The sequence below is a fragment of the Micromonospora sp. NPDC049051 genome, from assembly GCF_043197575.1.
Classification (GTDB): Bacteria; Actinomycetota; Actinomycetes; order Mycobacteriales; family Micromonosporaceae; genus Micromonospora.
Genome location: NZ_JBICTL010000001.1, coordinates 1,169,243 through 1,184,847, shown reverse-complemented (window position 1 = coordinate 1,184,847; position 15,605 = coordinate 1,169,243). Strand labels below are relative to the sequence as shown.

The 15,605-nt window shown below is 73.6% G+C and carries 12 protein-coding genes; 9 read left to right on the top strand and 3 right to left on the bottom strand.

The features are described from left to right. Nucleotides 1-63: 63 nt before the first annotated feature. On the bottom strand, nucleotides 64-3,714 hold the full coding sequence (gene mfd / locus ACGFIR_RS05650) for a transcription-repair coupling factor (protein WP_393000026.1): 3,651 nt from the start codon (nucleotides 3,712-3,714) through the stop codon (nucleotides 64-66). A 151-nt stretch (nucleotides 3,715-3,865) separates the two neighbouring features. Here mfd and ACGFIR_RS05645 point away from each other — a divergent pair, with 151 nt between their 5' ends. The 3 genes from ACGFIR_RS05645 (at nucleotide 3,866) to ACGFIR_RS05635 (ending at nucleotide 6,777) form a co-directional block, all read left to right on the top strand. Next, complete coding sequence (locus tag ACGFIR_RS05645) at nucleotides 3,866-4,759, top strand: helix-turn-helix domain-containing protein (RefSeq protein WP_393000028.1); 894 nt, start codon at nucleotides 3,866-3,868, stop codon at nucleotides 4,757-4,759. A gap of 521 nt (nucleotides 4,760-5,280) precedes the next feature. Further along, on the top strand, nucleotides 5,281-6,201 hold the full coding sequence (locus ACGFIR_RS05640) for a cyclase family protein (RefSeq protein ID WP_393143390.1): 921 nt from the start codon (nucleotides 5,281-5,283) through the stop codon (nucleotides 6,199-6,201). 42 nt (nucleotides 6,202-6,243) lie between these two features. Continuing rightward, nucleotides 6,244-6,777, top strand: a complete 534-nt coding sequence (locus tag ACGFIR_RS05635; protein ID WP_393143388.1) for an endonuclease domain-containing protein — start codon at nucleotides 6,244-6,246, stop codon at nucleotides 6,775-6,777. A 238-nt stretch (nucleotides 6,778-7,015) separates the two neighbouring features. Here ACGFIR_RS05635 and ACGFIR_RS05630 read toward each other — a convergent pair whose 3' ends face one another. After that, entirely contained in the window at nucleotides 7,016-8,056 is a 1,041-nt protein-coding gene (locus tag ACGFIR_RS05630; RefSeq protein WP_393143386.1) for a S66 peptidase family protein, read from the bottom strand. Nucleotides 8,057-8,303: 247 nt separating this feature from the next. On the opposite strand from ACGFIR_RS05630, the gene ACGFIR_RS05625 reads away from it, so the two are divergent. Both ACGFIR_RS05625 and ppc read left to right on the top strand, forming a co-directional pair. Then, nucleotides 8,304-8,873, top strand: coding sequence for a hypothetical protein (locus ACGFIR_RS05625; protein WP_393143384.1), 570 nt, complete (start codon nucleotides 8,304-8,306; stop codon nucleotides 8,871-8,873). Nucleotides 8,874-9,164: 291 nt separating this feature from the next. Beyond that, entirely contained in the window at nucleotides 9,165-11,951 is a 2,787-nt protein-coding gene (ppc, locus tag ACGFIR_RS05620; protein WP_393000038.1) for a phosphoenolpyruvate carboxylase, read from the top strand. A 99-nt stretch (nucleotides 11,952-12,050) separates the two neighbouring features. Here the strand turns inward: ppc and ACGFIR_RS05615 are convergent, their stop codons facing one another. Then, the gene (locus ACGFIR_RS05615) at nucleotides 12,051-12,854 is read right to left on the bottom strand and encodes a hypothetical protein (RefSeq protein WP_393143382.1); all 804 of its coding nucleotides are present in this window, start codon (nucleotides 12,852-12,854) and stop codon (nucleotides 12,051-12,053) included. 92 nt (nucleotides 12,855-12,946) lie between these two features. Between ACGFIR_RS05615 and ACGFIR_RS05610 the strand changes: the two genes are divergently transcribed. The 4 genes from ACGFIR_RS05610 to ACGFIR_RS05595 all read left to right on the top strand — a co-directional run bounded on the left by ACGFIR_RS05610 (nucleotide 12,947) and on the right by ACGFIR_RS05595 (nucleotide 15,478). Beyond that, complete coding sequence (locus tag ACGFIR_RS05610; protein ID WP_393000042.1) at nucleotides 12,947-13,294, top strand: ArsR/SmtB family transcription factor; 348 nt, start codon at nucleotides 12,947-12,949, stop codon at nucleotides 13,292-13,294. Beyond that, on the top strand, nucleotides 13,291-13,728 hold the full coding sequence (locus ACGFIR_RS05605) for an SRPBCC domain-containing protein (RefSeq protein ID WP_393000044.1): 438 nt from the start codon (nucleotides 13,291-13,293) through the stop codon (nucleotides 13,726-13,728). Before ACGFIR_RS05610 ends, ACGFIR_RS05605 begins: the two co-directional genes overlap by 4 nt. A 24-nt stretch (nucleotides 13,729-13,752) precedes the next feature. Continuing rightward, a complete protein-coding gene (locus ACGFIR_RS05600) occupies nucleotides 13,753-14,115 on the top strand; it encodes a nuclear transport factor 2 family protein (protein WP_393143380.1) in 363 nt (120 codons plus the stop codon). A 184-nt stretch (nucleotides 14,116-14,299) separates the two neighbouring features. Continuing rightward, the gene (locus ACGFIR_RS05595; protein ID WP_393143378.1) at nucleotides 14,300-15,478 is read left to right on the top strand and encodes a DNA recombination protein RmuC; all 1,179 of its coding nucleotides are present in this window, start codon (nucleotides 14,300-14,302) and stop codon (nucleotides 15,476-15,478) included. Nucleotides 15,479-15,605: the final 127 nt, after the last annotated feature.

The following is a 15,605-nucleotide window of genomic DNA, read 5'->3' as shown; positions in this document are numbered from 1 at the left end:
CCCCGCCGCGATGCGCGCCACCGCTCCCCTGGACTTGCGCCGCCGGCGACGCGTGTCCTTCGCTCACCGGGCGGCGGCTCCGGCCGTCGCCGGCTCGCCCAGCACATCCTTCAGCAGCTGGGCGCACCACTCCAGCAGGGCCTGGTCGCGCAGCGGCTCGCCGCCCACCCGCCGGGTGCTCGGCCGGGGCACGCTGACCTGGTCGAGCGCGGACTTGTAGACCGAGTCCGGGTGGTAGCGCTTGAGCCGCAGCTGCTTCGAGTCGGGCAGCGGCAACGGGCCGAACCGGATGTGCTTGCCCTGCATCGAGACGTCGGTCAGGCCGTAGCGGCGGGCCAGCAGCCGGAACCGGGCCACCGCGACCAGGTTCTGCACCGGGGCGGGCGGCTCGCCGTAGCGGTCCGTCATCTCGGCGACCACCTCGCGCAGCCGGTCGTCGTCGCGGGCCTCGGCGAGCTTGCGGTACATCTCCAGGCGCAGCCGCTCCACGCCGACGTAGTCGTGCGGCAGGTGCGCGTCGACCGGCAGGTCGACCTTGACCTCGGTCTCCTCCTCCGGGCGCTCGCCCTTGAACGCGGAGACCGCCTCGCCGACCATCCGCACGTACAGGTCGAAGCCGACGCCCTCGATGTGCCCGGACTGCTCGCCGCCCAGCAGGTTGCCGGCTCCCCGGATCTCCAGGTCCTTCATCGCCACGTACATGCCGGCGCCCAGCTCGGTGTGCTGGGCGATGGTGGCCAGCCGCTCGTGGGCGTGCTCGGTGAGCGGCTTCTCCGGCGGGTAGAGGAAGTAGGCGTACGCCCGCTCCCGGCCCCGGCCGACCCGACCCCGGATCTGGTGCAGCTGGGCCAGGCCGAGCAGGTCGGCCCGCTCCACGATCAGGGTGTTGGCGTTCGGGATGTCGATGCCGGACTCCACGATCGTGGTGCAGACCAGGACGTCGAACTCCTTCTCCCAGAAGCCGACCATGACCTTCTCCAGGGCCTCCTCGCCCATCTGGCCGTGGGCCACCGCGACCCGCGCCTCGGGCACCAGCTCCCGGAGCCGGCGGGCCGTCCGGTCGATCGACTCGACCCGGTTGTGCAGGTAGAAGACCTGCCCGTCGCGGAGCAGCTCGCGGTGGATGGAGGCGGCCACCTGCCGCTCGTCGTACGCCCCGACGGAGGTCAACACCGGGTGTCGCTCCTCGGGCGGGGTGGCGATGGTGGACATCTCGCGGATGCCGGTGATCGCCATCTCCAGGGTGCGCGGGATCGGGGTGGCCGACATGCTCAGCACGTCGACGGAGGCGCGCATCGTCTTCAGGTGCTCCTTGTGCTCGACGCCGAAGCGCTGCTCCTCGTCGACGATGACCAGGCCCAGCGACCTGAACCGGGTGGCCGCCTGGAGCAGCCGGTGGGTGCCGATGACGATGTCGGCGGTGCCCGCCGCGGCCATCTCCAGGGTCTGCTCGGCCTCCTTCGGCGTCTGGAAGCGGGAGAGCTGCCGGATGGTCACCGGGAACTGGCTCATCCGCTCGGCGAAGGTGTTGTAGTGCTGCTGCACCAGCAGCGTGGTGGGGACCAGCACCGCCACCTGCTTGCCGTCCTGCACCGCCTTGAACGCCGCCCGTACCGCGATCTCGGTCTTGCCGTAGCCGACGTCACCGCAGATCAGCCGGTCCATCGGGACGGTCTGCTCCATGTCCCGCTTGACCTCCTCGATGGCGGCGAGCTGGTCGGGCGTCTCCTGCCACGGGAAGGCGTCCTCCAGTTCCCGCTGCCACGGCGTGTCGGGGCCGAAGTTGTGCCCCTTGGACGCCTTGCGGGCGGCGTAGAGCTGGATGAGCTGGGCGGCGATCTCGCGGACCGCCTTGCGGGCCCGGGCCTTGGACTTCTGCCAGTCCGAGCCGCCCATCTTGTGCAGGGCGGGCTGCTCGCCGCCGACGTAGCGGGAGAGCTGGTCGAGCTGGTCGGTGGGGACGAACAGCCGGTCGCCGGGCTGGCCGCGCTTGCTCGGGGCGTACTCGATGACCAGGTACTCCCGGGAGGCCCCGTTGACGGTGCGCTGCACCAGCTCGACGTAGCGGCCGATGCCGTGCTGCTCGTGCACGACGTGGTCGCCGGCCCGCAGCTCCAGCGGGTCGATGGTGTTGCGCCGCCGGCTCGGCATCTTGCGCATGTCGCGGGTGGAGGTGCCCCGCCCACCGGTGACGTCGTTGCCGGTGAGCAGCGCGAACTTCGACGCCTCGTCGACGAACCCGCCGGTCAGGCTGCCACAGGTGACGAGCACCTCGCCGGGGGCGGGCGCGGTCGGCACCTCCTCGGTCAGCCGCGCGCCGAGGCCGGCGTCGCGCAGCACCTCGACCGCCCGCTGGGCGGGGCCGTGCCCCTCGAAGACCAGCGCGACCGACCAGCCCTCGCCGACCCAGCGCGACAGGTCCTCGACCACCCGGGCGGTCTCGCCGTGGTAGAGCGGGGCCGGCTGCGCGGCCAGGGTCACCGCGATCGCGTCGTCGGGGGTGACGTCGTACGCCTCCGGCGCGTCCTCCCAGGGCTGCCGGGCCGGGGCCGCGTCCGCCTCCACCAGGCCGAACGGCGACAGCGTCCACCAGGGCTGGCTGAGCTTCGCCGCGGCGGCGCGGACGTCGGCCAGGGTGCGGAAGGCGGCGGCGCCCAGGTCGATCGGGGCCTGGCCGCCGACCGCTGCGGCGGCCCAGCTGGCCTGGAGGAACTCGTCCGAGGTACGCACCAGGTCGTGCGCCCGGGTACGGATCCGCTCCGGGTCGCAGAGCAGCACGTGGGTGCCGGTCGGCATGACGTCCAGCAGCAGCTCCATCGAGTCGGCGCCGATGAGCGCCGGGGCGAGCGACTCCATCCCCTCCACCGGGATGCCCTCGGCCAGCTTGTCGAGGATCTCGGCCAGCTCGGGGTGCTCCTCGGCGAGGGCGGCGGCCCGCCCGCGTACCGCCGGGGTGAGCAGCAACTCCCGGCACGGCGGGGCCCAGAGCTGCGGCACCTGCTCGATGGTGCGCTGGTCGGCGACGGCGAAGGTGCGGATCTCCTCCACCTCGTCGCCCCAGAACTCGACCCGCGACGGGTGCTCGTCGGTGGGCGGGAAGACGTCGAGGATGCCGCCGCGCACGGCGAACTCGCCCCGCTTGGTGACCAGGTCGACCCGCGCGTACGCCATGTCGGTCAGCCGGCGGGCGACCTCCTCCAGGTCGGCCTCCGCCCCGGCGGCGAGTTGCACCGGCTCCAGGTCGCCGAGCCCCTTGAGCTGCGGTTGCAGCACCGACCGGACGGGCGCCACGACGACCCGCAGCGGCCCGGTGCGGCCGTGCGCGTCGGCCGAGTCGGGGTGCGCCAGCCGGCGCAGCACGGCCAGCCGCCGGCCGACCGTGTCGGAGCGGGGCGACAGGCGCTCGTGCGGCAGCGTCTCCCAGGACGGGAAGACCGTCACCTGCTCGGGCGGGAGCAGGCTGCCCAGCGCCGCGGCCAGGTCGTCGGCCTCCCGGGTGGTGGCGGTCACGGCGAGCACCGGACGGCCCGCGCCGCCACCCGGCCCGCCGTCGCCGGCCCGGTCGGCCGCGACCGCGGCGACCGCGAAGGGACGCAGGGCGGGCGGCGCGGTGATGTCGAGGCCGTCGACCTGCGCGGCACCGGAGCGCGCCAGGTCACGCGCCCGGGCCAGCCCGGGATCGGCGAGGGCGGCGGAGAACAGACCGGTGAGCATGTGATCACTTCCAGCGGACGGCACGACGATCACCCCGCGCCCGGTCGGGCGGGGGGTCCACCGGTCGACACTATCTCTCCGACCGGGCGCGGCACCTCCGCGTAGGTTGGATCGCCGACGATCCATGACGGTCATCCGAGGGGGAGAACGAATGCCTCAGGGAATCGGCAGCGACCCGCGTCGTAAGACGACGCCCGCCCGGTGGCGGGTGCTGGGTCACCCGGAGGGAATCCTCATCTACGAGGTGCGTTGCATCGTCGAGAACCACGGCTGGACGGCACCGGCCGCCGAGCTGACCCACAAGATCATCCTCGGGCGGTCGGGGGCGTACCGGCGGCGGCTCAACGGTCGTACGGCGTTCTCGGACGCCACCTCCGTGCTGCTCACCCGGCCGGGCGACGAGATGTCCGTGTCCCACCCGCTGGGCTGCGGTGACACGTACACCTGCCTGGAGGTCGACGCGGCAGTGCTGGCCGAACGCCCGGACGCGGCACGTTGGTTGGAGGCCGCCGGCTGGGAGGGCACCTCGGACACGCCGCTCGACCTCGCCCACCGGATGCTCGTCGCGGAGTTCCGGCGCGGGCTGGACCAGTTCGAGATGGCGGAGCGGCTGCACCGCTTCCTCGACGGGGTGCTCAACCTGACCGACGCCCGGGCCACGCCGCCCGGGGCGGACCTGGATCGCGCGGTCGGCCGACGGCCCGCCACCCAGGCCGCCCACCGCCGCCTGGCCGACCGGGCCCGCGAGGTGCTCACCGCCGGCGACTTCTCGCTCGGCCTCGACGAGGTCGCCCGGGAGGTGGGCGCGTCCCCGCACCACCTGAGCCGGGTCTTCCACCGGATCACCGGCAGCAGCCTGACCGCCTACCGCAACCGGCTGCGGGTCCGGGCGGTGCTGGACACCCTCGCCGAGGCGGACGGACGACCGCTGCGCGCCGTGGCGGCGGAGCACGGCTTCGCCGACCAGGCCCATCTCACCCGGGTGGTCCGGGACCACGTCGGTCACCCCCCGGCCCACCTGCGCCGCCTCCTCACCCAGCCGTGACCGACCGACCGGGCCAAACCGAGCATCGATGTTCAAGACCCGGGCCGCCCGGCGACGGAGGATGGATTCCGCCAGCCGGGATCGAGTCGCCGCAGCGGCCGTCGCGGGGTGCGCGGACCTGTTCGGGGAGGCCCGCAGCTCCACCCGGCTGCGACCTCGGCGACGGCGGGTGCCGTCGCTGCCCCGCCGCAGTGCCGTGCACCCCCCTGTACGGCACTCCGGTGGGCCCGGGGGCAGCCCTGTCGGCGGTCCCCGCCGACGACCGGGCTCCACCTCGGCCGGTGAGGCCCGGATCGGCGCGCGTCACCGCCGGCCGCAACCGCACGCGGGTGCCGTGGCCCGTGTCGGGGATCCGGGACCCGATAACCACACGCAGGTGCCGTGGCCGTGACGGGGATCCGGGACCCGACAACCGCACGCGGGTGCCGTGGCCCGTGTCCGAGGCCCGGGATCCGACCGGGCGTCGCACGAGCAGCCCCAAGGATCTTGACGGGGACGGTCGGCCGTGATCGGCTGCGCTGATGGGCAACCAGTGGCGGGCGCAGTTCGACGCGGAGGTCACCTTCGCCAACGGTGGCGGGCTGCGGACGGACGGTTTCCGGCTGGACATCCCCGGCACCGACATCACCGACGACGACCTGGCGGCGCTGTTCGTCCGGCACCTCGGGCTGCTGATGGTGGCCGAGGTGCGGATCACCAACAGGACACTCGTCCAGGAGCCGCACAAGGGCGGCCGGGGTGTCGCGCCCCGGACCGCCCCCGACGGCGTCACCCGGTTGGTCGAGCTGAGCCACGTGGTCACCGACGGCATGACCACCCTGCCCGGCTGGCCGGCGCCACGGATCACCGAGTGGCTGACCCGGGAGGCGTCCCGGGCCAACTACGCCCCCGGCACCGAGTTCCAGGTGGGGCGGATCGACATGATCGCCAACACCGGCACGTACGTCGACACGCCCGCCCACCGCTTCGCCGAGGGCGCCGACCTCGCCGCCACCGGGCTGGACCGCCTCGCCGACCTGCCCGGCGTCGTCGTCCGGGTGCCGGCCGGCACCCGCGCGGTGGACCGCCTGCTGCTGGCGCCGTACGACGTCGCGGGGTGCGCGGTGCTGCTGCACACCGGCTGGTCGGCACACTTCGGTACCGACCGGTACGGCGCGCCGGAAGCGCCGTACCTCACGGGCGACGGTGCCCGGGCGCTGGTGGACGCGGGTGCCGCCCTGGTCGGCATCGACTCGATCAACATCGACGACATGAGCCCGGCGGCTGCCGGCGAGCGCCCGACGCACAGCACGCTGCTGGCCGCCGGCGTCCCGGTCGTGGAGCACCTGACCGGGCTCGACGCGCTGCCTCCGACCGGGTTCCGGTTCACGGCCGCCCCGCCGATGGTGGCCGGCATGGGCACGTTCCCGGTGCGGGCGTTCGCCGTCCTCGACGCCGCCTGACCGGCCCCGCTCTCCGCCCAGGAGATCACCCGGTTCGCCGGCTTGCCGGTCACCACCGGTGTCCGGACGGCCTTCGACCTCGGGCGCCAGTTGCCCCGGGCGGTGGCGCTGGTCGCGGTGGACGCGCTGCTGCACCGACGGGTGGTCAAGCTTTCCGCGTTGAGCAGCCACCTGGAGGCGCACGGCCGCTGGCCCGGCACAGCCCAGCTGCGTGAGGTGCTCGCGCTGGCCGAGCCGCTGAGCGAGTCCCCGATGGAGACCCGGCTCCGGCTCGTCCTGCACGACGCCGGTCTGCCGCCCCTGGCCGCACAGCATGACGTGTACGGCACCCACGCGCAGCGCGGACGCGTCTTCCTCGGCCGCGTCGACCTCGCCTATCCCCGGTGGCGGGTCGCCATCGAGTACGAGGGTGACCACCACCGGGAGCGCACCCACTTCCAGCGCGATGTGGCCCGGCTCAACGCACTACGCGAGGCCGGCTGGTTGGTGCTGCGCTTCACGGTGGACGACGTACTGCGACACCCTGCCCGAATTGTCCGCCTGGTCACTGGCGCAATCCACGAACGCCGCAACTGATCACGCCCTGTCCATGACGATCAGGACGCCATGGACCCCAAAACGGCCAGGTAACGTCCATGCCGTCATGATCACCGGAGCACTCGCTCCCGAGGCGGCAGGCGCCGCGCGAAGGCGGGGCACAGCCCCGCGCAACACGCGCGAGGCAGAACTCGCGGAGGCCGGTGCGGCGCCGTGGCTGCGCGCCACCGCCGCCGGGTTGGCGCGGGAGAGGGTGGGTCCCGCGCGGGAGGGGCGGTCAGTAGCGGACGGAGATGCGGCGCTCCACGGCGTCCACCCGGACCTCGCCGCCGTACGGGACGATCAGCTGCGGGTCGGTGTGGCCCAGGTCGACGTCGAAGACCACCACCGCGTCCGGGCGGTAGGCGGCGAGCGCCCGGGTGACCGCCTCCCGTTGCGCGCCCGCCCACTCCCGCCGCTGGTCGGGGGTGTGCGGCCGGTCGAAGTCCCACGCCTTCGGGCGGCCGACGAGCACCGCCGGGAAGCCGGCGAGCAGTCCCCGCTCCCCCATGTTGCGCAGCATCCGGAAGACCTCGGTGGCGGAGGGGAGTTCCTCCGAGGTCTCGATCACCAGTACCGACCCGGCCAGTCGGCTGGCGGCGGGCACCCGGTCGGCCGCCAGCAGCCAGTGCAGGATCTCCAGGTTACCGCCCCAGGTGCGCCCCTCGACCACCGTCGTCGGCCCCTGCCAGCGCCAGCCCTCGCCCGGGAACATCTCCGGCTCGTCGGCCAGCGCCGCCGGGTCGTGCCAGTCGTTCGGCCGGTCGCCCCACTGCGGGGCCGGGGCCAGGTCGTACCAGCCGGAGGTGAAGAGGGCGGCGCGCAGCGAGTCGAAGGTGAGCGGGTGCGGGCTGCCCGGCCGGCCGAGGTGCACCAGCACCGACCCGCCGTGGTATGACACGACGCCCAGCCGGTACAGGTGGTTGAGGACGTTGGTGTTGTCGGAGTAGCCGAAGTACGGCTTCGGGTTGGCGCGCAGCACGGCGTCGTCCAGGTACGGGGTGACCGTGATCAGGTCGTCCCCGCCCACCGTGGCGAGCACGGCCGTGATCGTGGGGTCGGCGAAGGCGGCGGTCAGGTCGCGGGCCCGGTCGCGGGGGTCGGCGCCGAGCACCCGGGTGGTCGGATACTCCACCGGCTCCAGGCCGAACTCCTCGCGCAGCCGGCGCAGCCCCAGCTCGTACACGTGGGGGAAGAGAGCCGGCAGGCCGGCGGAGGGCGAGACGACCGCGACCCGGTCTCCCGGTCTGGGCTTGGGGGGATAGTTCGGCGAGGCCATGACCGGAAGCTACCGACCGCCTCCACCGGTTTTCCGGTCGTCACGCCCGTCGGGGCCGCCGGTGGGCGGCCTCTACGCTGGCCCCGCCGAGTTGATCGAGAAACCGGAGGCCCGCGTGAGCACCCCTGCCGGACATCCGTCGCAGCCCCATCACGGGGGCCCGCCACCCGGCGGACCGTGGCCGTCGCAGCCCCACCGTGGCGGCCCGCCACCCGGCGGAGGGTGGGGAGGTCCTGCCCCGGCGCCGGTGACCAGGCGCATCCCGGAGGACCAGCCGTTCGTGGTACGGCCCAACGTCGCGAAGCGCGGCCTGCTGATGATGGGGGTGGTGCTGCTGTTCGTCCTCCCGATCGCCTCCTGCGCCGGTCTCGGCATAGTGAACTCGGCGGACCCGCAGATGCGCTCCCAGTCCGTCCTCGGCATCCTCGGCGTGGTGGGGTGCCTGCTGGCCCTGATCGCCCTGCCGCTGGGGATCCAGCTCTGGTTGATCGGCTCCGGCGGGCCGGTGCTGGCGCTCGGCCCGGCGGGGCTCTGGATCCGCACGCGACCGACCCGGGGCCAGGCGATCTGGTTGCCCTGGGAGGGGGTCGCGCAGATCTCCCGCCGCCGGTGGAGTCTGGAGAAGATGCTGGTGGTCAAGCCGCGCGACTCGCGGGTGCTCCAGAACCTCGGGGCGTTCACGGCGCTGGACGGCGCGGCGCTGAGCGCCTTCTACGGCTCCGGGCTGGTCGCCACGCTCAACTTCGCGGACCGGTCCGAGGCGGAGATCATGGCGACGGTCGCCCACTACAGCGCGGGCCGCTGCCAGCTCGTCTGATCGGCGGGCTCACCGGGCCGTCCCGGGCGCCGCTCCCCCGGCCAGGCTGGGCGCCGCCGGGCGTGCCGAGGTGTGCGCAGCGCCACCCGTTCCGGTCCGCTGGCGGGCGGGCCGGCGCACCGCACCCGCTCCCACCAGCGCGGACGCCACGGGCATCGACTGGCCTTCGAGGAGGAAGCCGTTCCCGCAAGGCGGGCAGATGCAAGGGTCCTCTGCCTAGCGGCGGGGCACGCGGATACGATCCAGGGAGTCGGACAGCGCTGTCCTTCGTACTCGCGTAAGGAGCGCATCGTGACCGACCAGCACGACCACGACGGCCCCGACGCCGCCCTGCGGGCCGACATCCGCCGCCTCGGCACCCTGCTCGGGCAGACCCTCGCCCGCCAGGAGGGCCGGCCGCTGCTCGATCTCGTCGAGGAGATCCGCGCCCAGGTGCGCTCGGACGCCCCCGCCGCCGCGCAGCGCCTCGCCGGCCTGGACGTCACCACCGGCACCAAGCTGGCCCGCGCCTTCTCCACCTACTTCCACCTGGCCAACATCACCGAGCAGGTGCACCGGGGCCGGGAGCTGCGACGGCGCCGGGCGGTGCAGGGCGGCTGGCTGGACCAGGCGGCCAAGATGATCGCCGAGCGCGGGGTGCCGGCCGAGGAGATCGCGGCGGCGGCCCGGCGGCTGGCGGTACGGCCCGTCTTCACCGCCCACCCCACCGAGGCGGCCCGCCGGTCGATCCTGTCCAAGCTGCGCGCCATCGCCGACGAGCTGGACACCGAGACCGCCAACGCGATCCTCTACGGCGCCAGCGACGAGGGCCCGGCCAACCGCCGCCTCGCCGAACTGCTCGACCTGATGTGGCAGACCGACGAGCTGCGGCTGGACCGGCCGGATCCGACGGACGAGGCCCGCAACGCCATCTACTACCTGCGCGACCTGTACGCCGAGGCCGCCCCGCAGGTCCTCGACGACCTCGCCGACACGCTACGCACCCTCGGCGTGGAGACCTCGCCGACCGCCCGGCCGCTGTCCTTCGGCACCTGGATCGGCGGCGACCGCGACGGCAACCCGTTCGTCACCCCGGCGGTGACCCGCGAGGTGCTGACCATCCAGCACGAGCACGGCATCGCGGCCACCGAGAAGGCGATGGACCACCTCATCGACGAGGTGTCGGTGTCCCGGCGGCTGCGCGGGGTGTCGCTCGACCTCTCCGCCAGCCTCGCCGCCGACCTGGACGCGCTGCCCGAGGTGGCGGCCCGGTTCCGCCGGGTCAACGCCGAGGAGCCCTACCGGCTCAAGGCCCGCTGCGTGAAGGTGAAGCTGGCCAACACCCGGCAGCGGCTGCGCCAGGGCACCGCGCACGTGCCCGGGCGGGACTACCGCGGCTCCGCCGAGCTGATCGCCGACCTGGAGCTGCTGCGCGCCTCGCTGGCCCGTAACGCCGGCCAGCTCACCGCCGTGGGCCGGCTCGCCTCGACCATCCGTACGGTCTCGGCGTTCGGGCTGCACCTGGCGACCATGGACGTGCGGGAGCACGCCGAGGCGCACCACGCGGTGCTCGCCCAGCTCTACGCGGCCGTCGGCGAGGTCTCCGACTATCCGTCGCTGAGCCGGCAGGAGCGGACGAAGCTGCTCGCCGACGAGCTGACCGGTCGCCGGCCGCTCTCCACCGTGGACACCCCGCTGACCGAGGCGACCCGCAAGACGTTCGACGTGTTCGGCACCATCCGCGAGGCGCAGGACCGGTTCGGCATCGAGGTCATCGAGTCGTACATCGTCTCGATGACGCTCGGCGTGGACGACGTGCTCGCCGCCGTGGTGCTGGCCCGCGAGGCCGGCCTGATCGACGTGCACAGCGGCCGGTCCCGGATCGGCTTCGTGCCGCTGCTGGAGACCCCGGCCGAGTTGAACACGGGCGGTGAACTGCTCGACGAGCTGCTCTCGCTGCCGGCGTACCGGGCGCTGGTGGCGGCGCGGGGCGACGTGCAGGAGGTGATGCTGGGCTACTCCGACTCCAACAAGGAGGCCGGCATCACCACCAGCCAGTGGTCGATCCACCGGGCCCAGCGCGCGCTGCGCGACGTGGCCGCCCGGCACGGGGTGCACCTGCGGCTCTTCCACGGCCGCGGCGGCACGGTGGGTCGCGGCGGCGGGCCGACGCACGAGGCGATCCTGGCCCAGCCGTACGGGACGCTGGACGGCGCGATCAAGGTCACCGAGCAGGGCGAGGTCATCTCCGACAAGTACTCGTTGCCGTCGCTGGCGCGGGAGAACCTGGAGCTGACCCTGGCCGCGGTGCTCCAGGCCACCCTGCTGCACACCGCGCCCCGGCAGCCCGCCGAGATGCTGGAACGCTGGGACGCCGCGATGGAGCTGGTCTCCGACTCGGCCTTCCGGTCGTACCGGTCGCTGGTCGAGGATCCGGACCTGCCCGCGTACTTCTGGGCGTCGACGCCCACGGAGCTGCTCGGCGCGCTGAACATCGGCTCCCGGCCGGCGAAGCGGCCGAACACGGGGGCCGGGCTGGCCGGGCTGCGCGCCATCCCGTGGGTGTTCGGCTGGACCCAGACCCGGCAGATCGTGCCAGGCTGGTTCGGGGTCGGTTCCGGCCTGGCCGCGGCCCGGGAGGCCGGGCTCGGGGACGTGCTGGCCGAGATGCACCGCAACTGGCACTTCTTCCGCACGTTCCTGTCGAACGTCGAGATGATGCTCACCAAGACCGACCTGAACATCGCCCGCCGCTACGTCGAGACGCTGGTGCCGAAGAAGCTGCACCCGATCTTCCACAAGATCGAGCAGGAGTACGAGCTGACCAAGCGGGAGGTGCTGGCGGTGACCTCTTCGCCGGCCCTGCTGGAGAGCTCCCCGGTGCTCCAGCGCACGCTGGCCGTCCGCGACACCTACCTGGAGCCGCTGCACCACCTCCAGGTGGCCCTGCTGCGCCAGTACCGGGAGTCCGGGGCGGCCGGCCGGGCGGTGGCCACCGCGCCGGGCGGCCGACGGGCGCCGAGCGACGGTACGGCGCTGGAGCGCGCGCTGCTGACCACTGTCAACGGCATCGCCGCCGGCATGCGCAACACGGGCTGAGATGCGAGGAGGGGCACCTTCCTGACGCTTCCCGCCCAGGAATGGTGCCCTTCACGCAGCACGCGGCAGGCGGCAGGCGGCAGGCGGTCGCGCTGGACGCTACCAGTCGCCGCCGCCGAAGTCACCGCCGAAATCTCCGCCCCCGAAGCCGCCGCCCCCGAAGTCGCCACCGCCGAAGTCGCCGCCACCGAAGTCACCGCCGCCGAAGTCACCGCCACCGAAGTCGCCGCCCTGCTCGCCGAAGCCGGTGGCGTCGCCGAAGCCCTCCTGGTAGCCGGCCTCGTAGCCGTACCCGGGGTCGCCGAAACCGGGCGAGAAGAGCGCGTCGGCGATCAGCATGCCGCCGAGGACGCCCGCGCCGGCGCCCAGGGCGGTCTTCCACCACGGGGTGGAGTACCAGCCCGCCGGCACCGGCCGGCCCTGGTAGCGCCCGCCCGGGTAGTAGTAGGGGGTGTCCCGGCCGGGCTGCGGGCCGGCCTTGAAGGTCTGCCCCTGCACGTCGACCTGGCGCTCCCGGGTGAGCCGCCCGGCGCCCTGCGCGGCGGCAAGCGGGGGCAGCTCGGGGCCGGGGTCGATGCCGAGCGCCACCCGGGCCGCCCGCACGTAGGTCAACCCCTCCAGCGCGGTCTCCCGGGCCAGGCGGAACTGCTCGACGCTGTGCGCCTGCTCCAGCTGGCTGCCGGCCGCGTTGTAGCGCTCCCCCGCGTCGACGAGCGCCTGGCGTACGGCCGGGTGGTCGCCGTGCAGGTTCATCACCTGGCCGCCGAGCCGCTCGTACCAGCGCTGGGCGTCGGCCCGCGCGTCGGCGAGGCGCCGGGCCTCCCGCGCGTCGCTCTCCCGACGCCACCAGACGAACGCTCCCACCAGCAGCACCACGAGGATGAGCAGGGGCAGAAATCTCATGGTCAGACCGTACCCACGTCGGGCAACCCGTAAGCTTCGGCAAATAACAAGCGGTCGTTTGCGCAAATGATCTTTTGCAATAGGGTGAGGCCATGGCCTCTCCCCCCGTGCCGCCCGGCCCCGACCTCGATCTGGCCTTCGCCGCCCTCGGCGACCCCGTCCGTCGCGCTCTGGTCACCCGTCTCGCGCGCGGCGAGGCCACGGTGAAGGAGCTTGCCGAGCCCTTCGACCTGACCCCGCAGGCGATCTCCCACCACGTGGGGGTCCTTCGGCGGTGCGGCCTGGTCGAGCAGCGGCGCGAGGGCACCAGACGCCCCTGCCGGCTGAGGGTCGACCAGCTGTCGCTGCTCGGCACGTGGATCGACGAGCAGCGCCGCGCCTGGAACGACCGGCTCGACGCCCTCGAGCAGCACCTCACCGACAAGGGAGCGATCCATTGACCACCAGCACCGAGCTCCGCGACGACGAGCTGATCGCCGAGCGTCACCTCCTTGCCGCGCCCGCACGCGTCTGGGCGGCCTTCACCTCGCCGGCGAGCATCGCGGCGTTCTGGGGCGGCTCGCACGCCAGCGTGCCGCCCGGATCCGTGACCGTCGACCTGCGTCCCGGTGGCGGATTCGAACTGGACACCCGCGCGCCGGGCGGCAGGACCCGCCGGCTCCGGTTCGTCTACGTGAGCGTCGACGCACCGCACGAACTCGTGTTCGACGAGCCCGTCACCGGCCTCCGCACGACCGTCACCGTCCGCCCCGCCGGCGACGGTACGGACCTCACGGTCCACCAGCGCCGGCTGCCGCCTGAGCTGCGGACGGCCCAGGCAGCCGACGGGCTCGCCTCGATCCTCGACGCCCTCGCCGCACACCTTCGGCACTGACAGCCCACCGGAACGGAGAACGCCATGACCCGTACGACCCAGCGCGACCTCGTCGCCGAATATTTCGCCGGATTCCGGACGAGCGACCACCCGCGGATCCTCGCGACCCTCACCGACGACGTCGAGTGGGTCATCCACGGTCACCGGACCACCCGCGGCAAGGCGGAGTTCGACGGCGAGATCGAGAATCCGGCGTTCACCGGCAGCCCCGAGCTCGACGTCCAGCGCGTCCACGAGGACGGCGCGGTCGTCGTCACCACCGGCGAGGGGCGCGGCGTCAGCATCGAACACGGACCGTTCCGGTTCGCCTTCAACGATCTCTTCACGTTCCGCGACGGGCTGATCGCCCGCGTCGACTCCTACGTCGTTCCACTGTCCCAGGTGTGACCCGGCGCCGGCTCCGGGCGCGGGTGCCCGGAGCCGGCCGAGCCGCAACGCCCGCCACGCGGCGCGACGGCGCACGCCGGGGACGGCGGCGCCCCTCGCACGGCGCGACGGCACCCGCCGGGCACGGCGGCGCCCGCCACGCGGCGCGACGGCACGTGCCGTACCCGTCTGGCAAGCTCGGGGGGTGGACTTCTCGACGCTGGCCGTGGTGGTCGTCTGCCTCGCCGCCGGGGGCGCGGCGGGCTGGTACGCCGCCCGGACCCGCTCGGCGACCGAGATCGCCCGGCTGGACGCCACGCTGCGGGCCACCCGGGAGGGCGAGGGCCGGCTGGAACAGTCCATGCGGGCACTGAGCTACGAGGCCACCGCACAGTCCCAGGAGGCGGTGGCGCGTGCCGTCGCCCCGCTGCACGAGACGTTGCGCCGCTACGAGCAGCGCGTCGCCGAGCTGGAGCACGACCGGGTCGACGCGTACGCCGAACTGCGCGAACAGGTCCGCGCCATGAGCACGGTCTCGGGCGAGCTGCGTACCGAGACGAAGCAGCTGGTGGCGGCCCTGCGGGCACCCCAGGTACGCGGACGCTGGGGCGAGCACCAGCTGCGCCGCATCGTCGAGGCGGCCGGCATGCTGGAGCACTGCGACTTCTCGGAGCAGGTCACCGCCGCCACGGACCACCAGGGCGTCCGCCCCGACCTGGTGGTACGGCTGCACGGCGGCCGTTCGGTGGTGGTGGACGCCAAGGCGCCGTTCGACGCCTACCTTACGGCGATGGAGGCCCGCGACGAGCGGGGCCGCGACGCCCACCTCGACGCCCACGCCAGGCACCTGCGCGCACACGTGGACGCGCTGGCCGCCAAGACCTACTGGGCCGCGTTCGACAGCACGCCCGAGTTCGTGGTGCTCTTCGTGCCGGCCGACCCGTTCCTCGACGTCGCGTTGCAACGCGACCCGACGCTGTTGGAGCACGCGTTCGCCCGCAACGTGGTGCTGGCGACCCCCGCCACCCTGGTCGCGCTGCTGCGTACGGTCGCCTACTCGTGGCGGCAGGAGGCGCTGGCGCGCAACGCGGTCGCGGTGCACTCGCTGGCCCGGGAGCTCCACGGACGCCTGTCGACGCTGGGTGAGCACGTCGGCAAGCTCGGCGCGTCGCTCGGGGGCGCGGTGACCGCGTACAACCGGGCCGTGGGGTCGCTGGAGGCGCGCGTGCTGGTCAGCGCCCGTAAGCTCGCTGAGCTGGGGGTCTCCGACGAGGAGCTGGCCGCGCCGGCGCAGATCGAGCTGGCGCCCCGTCAGCCGCAGGCCCCTGAGCTGCTCGGAACCGCCGATGCCGGGTCGCCGTCCGGACCGTCGACACTGGACTGACGGCCGATACCTATCACCGCTGGTGTGACAATGGACGGCCACCCATGTCACGAAGTGGTCACAACGAACTCGGCGGTAGTGACAGTGACCAGCGGCAGCACGAAGGATTCGCCTCACGCGTGCCCTG

Coding starts and splice junctions, on each gene's coding strand:
- mfd (WP_393000026.1), bottom strand. CDS start 3,714: ATGCTCACCGGTCTGTTCTCCGCCGCCCTCGCCGATCCCGGGCTGGCC.
- ACGFIR_RS05645 (WP_393000028.1), top strand. CDS start 3,866: ATGCCTCAGGGAATCGGCAGCGACCCGCGTCGTAAGACGACGCCCGCC.
- ACGFIR_RS05640 (WP_393143390.1), top strand. CDS start 5,281: ATGGGCAACCAGTGGCGGGCGCAGTTCGACGCGGAGGTCACCTTCGCC.
- ACGFIR_RS05630 (WP_393143386.1), bottom strand. CDS start 8,056: ATGGCCTCGCCGAACTATCCCCCCAAGCCCAGACCGGGAGACCGGGTC.
- ACGFIR_RS05615 (WP_393143382.1), bottom strand. CDS start 12,854: ATGAGATTTCTGCCCCTGCTCATCCTCGTGGTGCTGCTGGTGGGAGCG.
- ACGFIR_RS05610 (WP_393000042.1), top strand. CDS start 12,947: ATGGCCTCTCCCCCCGTGCCGCCCGGCCCCGACCTCGATCTGGCCTTC.
- ACGFIR_RS05600 (WP_393143380.1), top strand. CDS start 13,753: ATGACCCGTACGACCCAGCGCGACCTCGTCGCCGAATATTTCGCCGGA.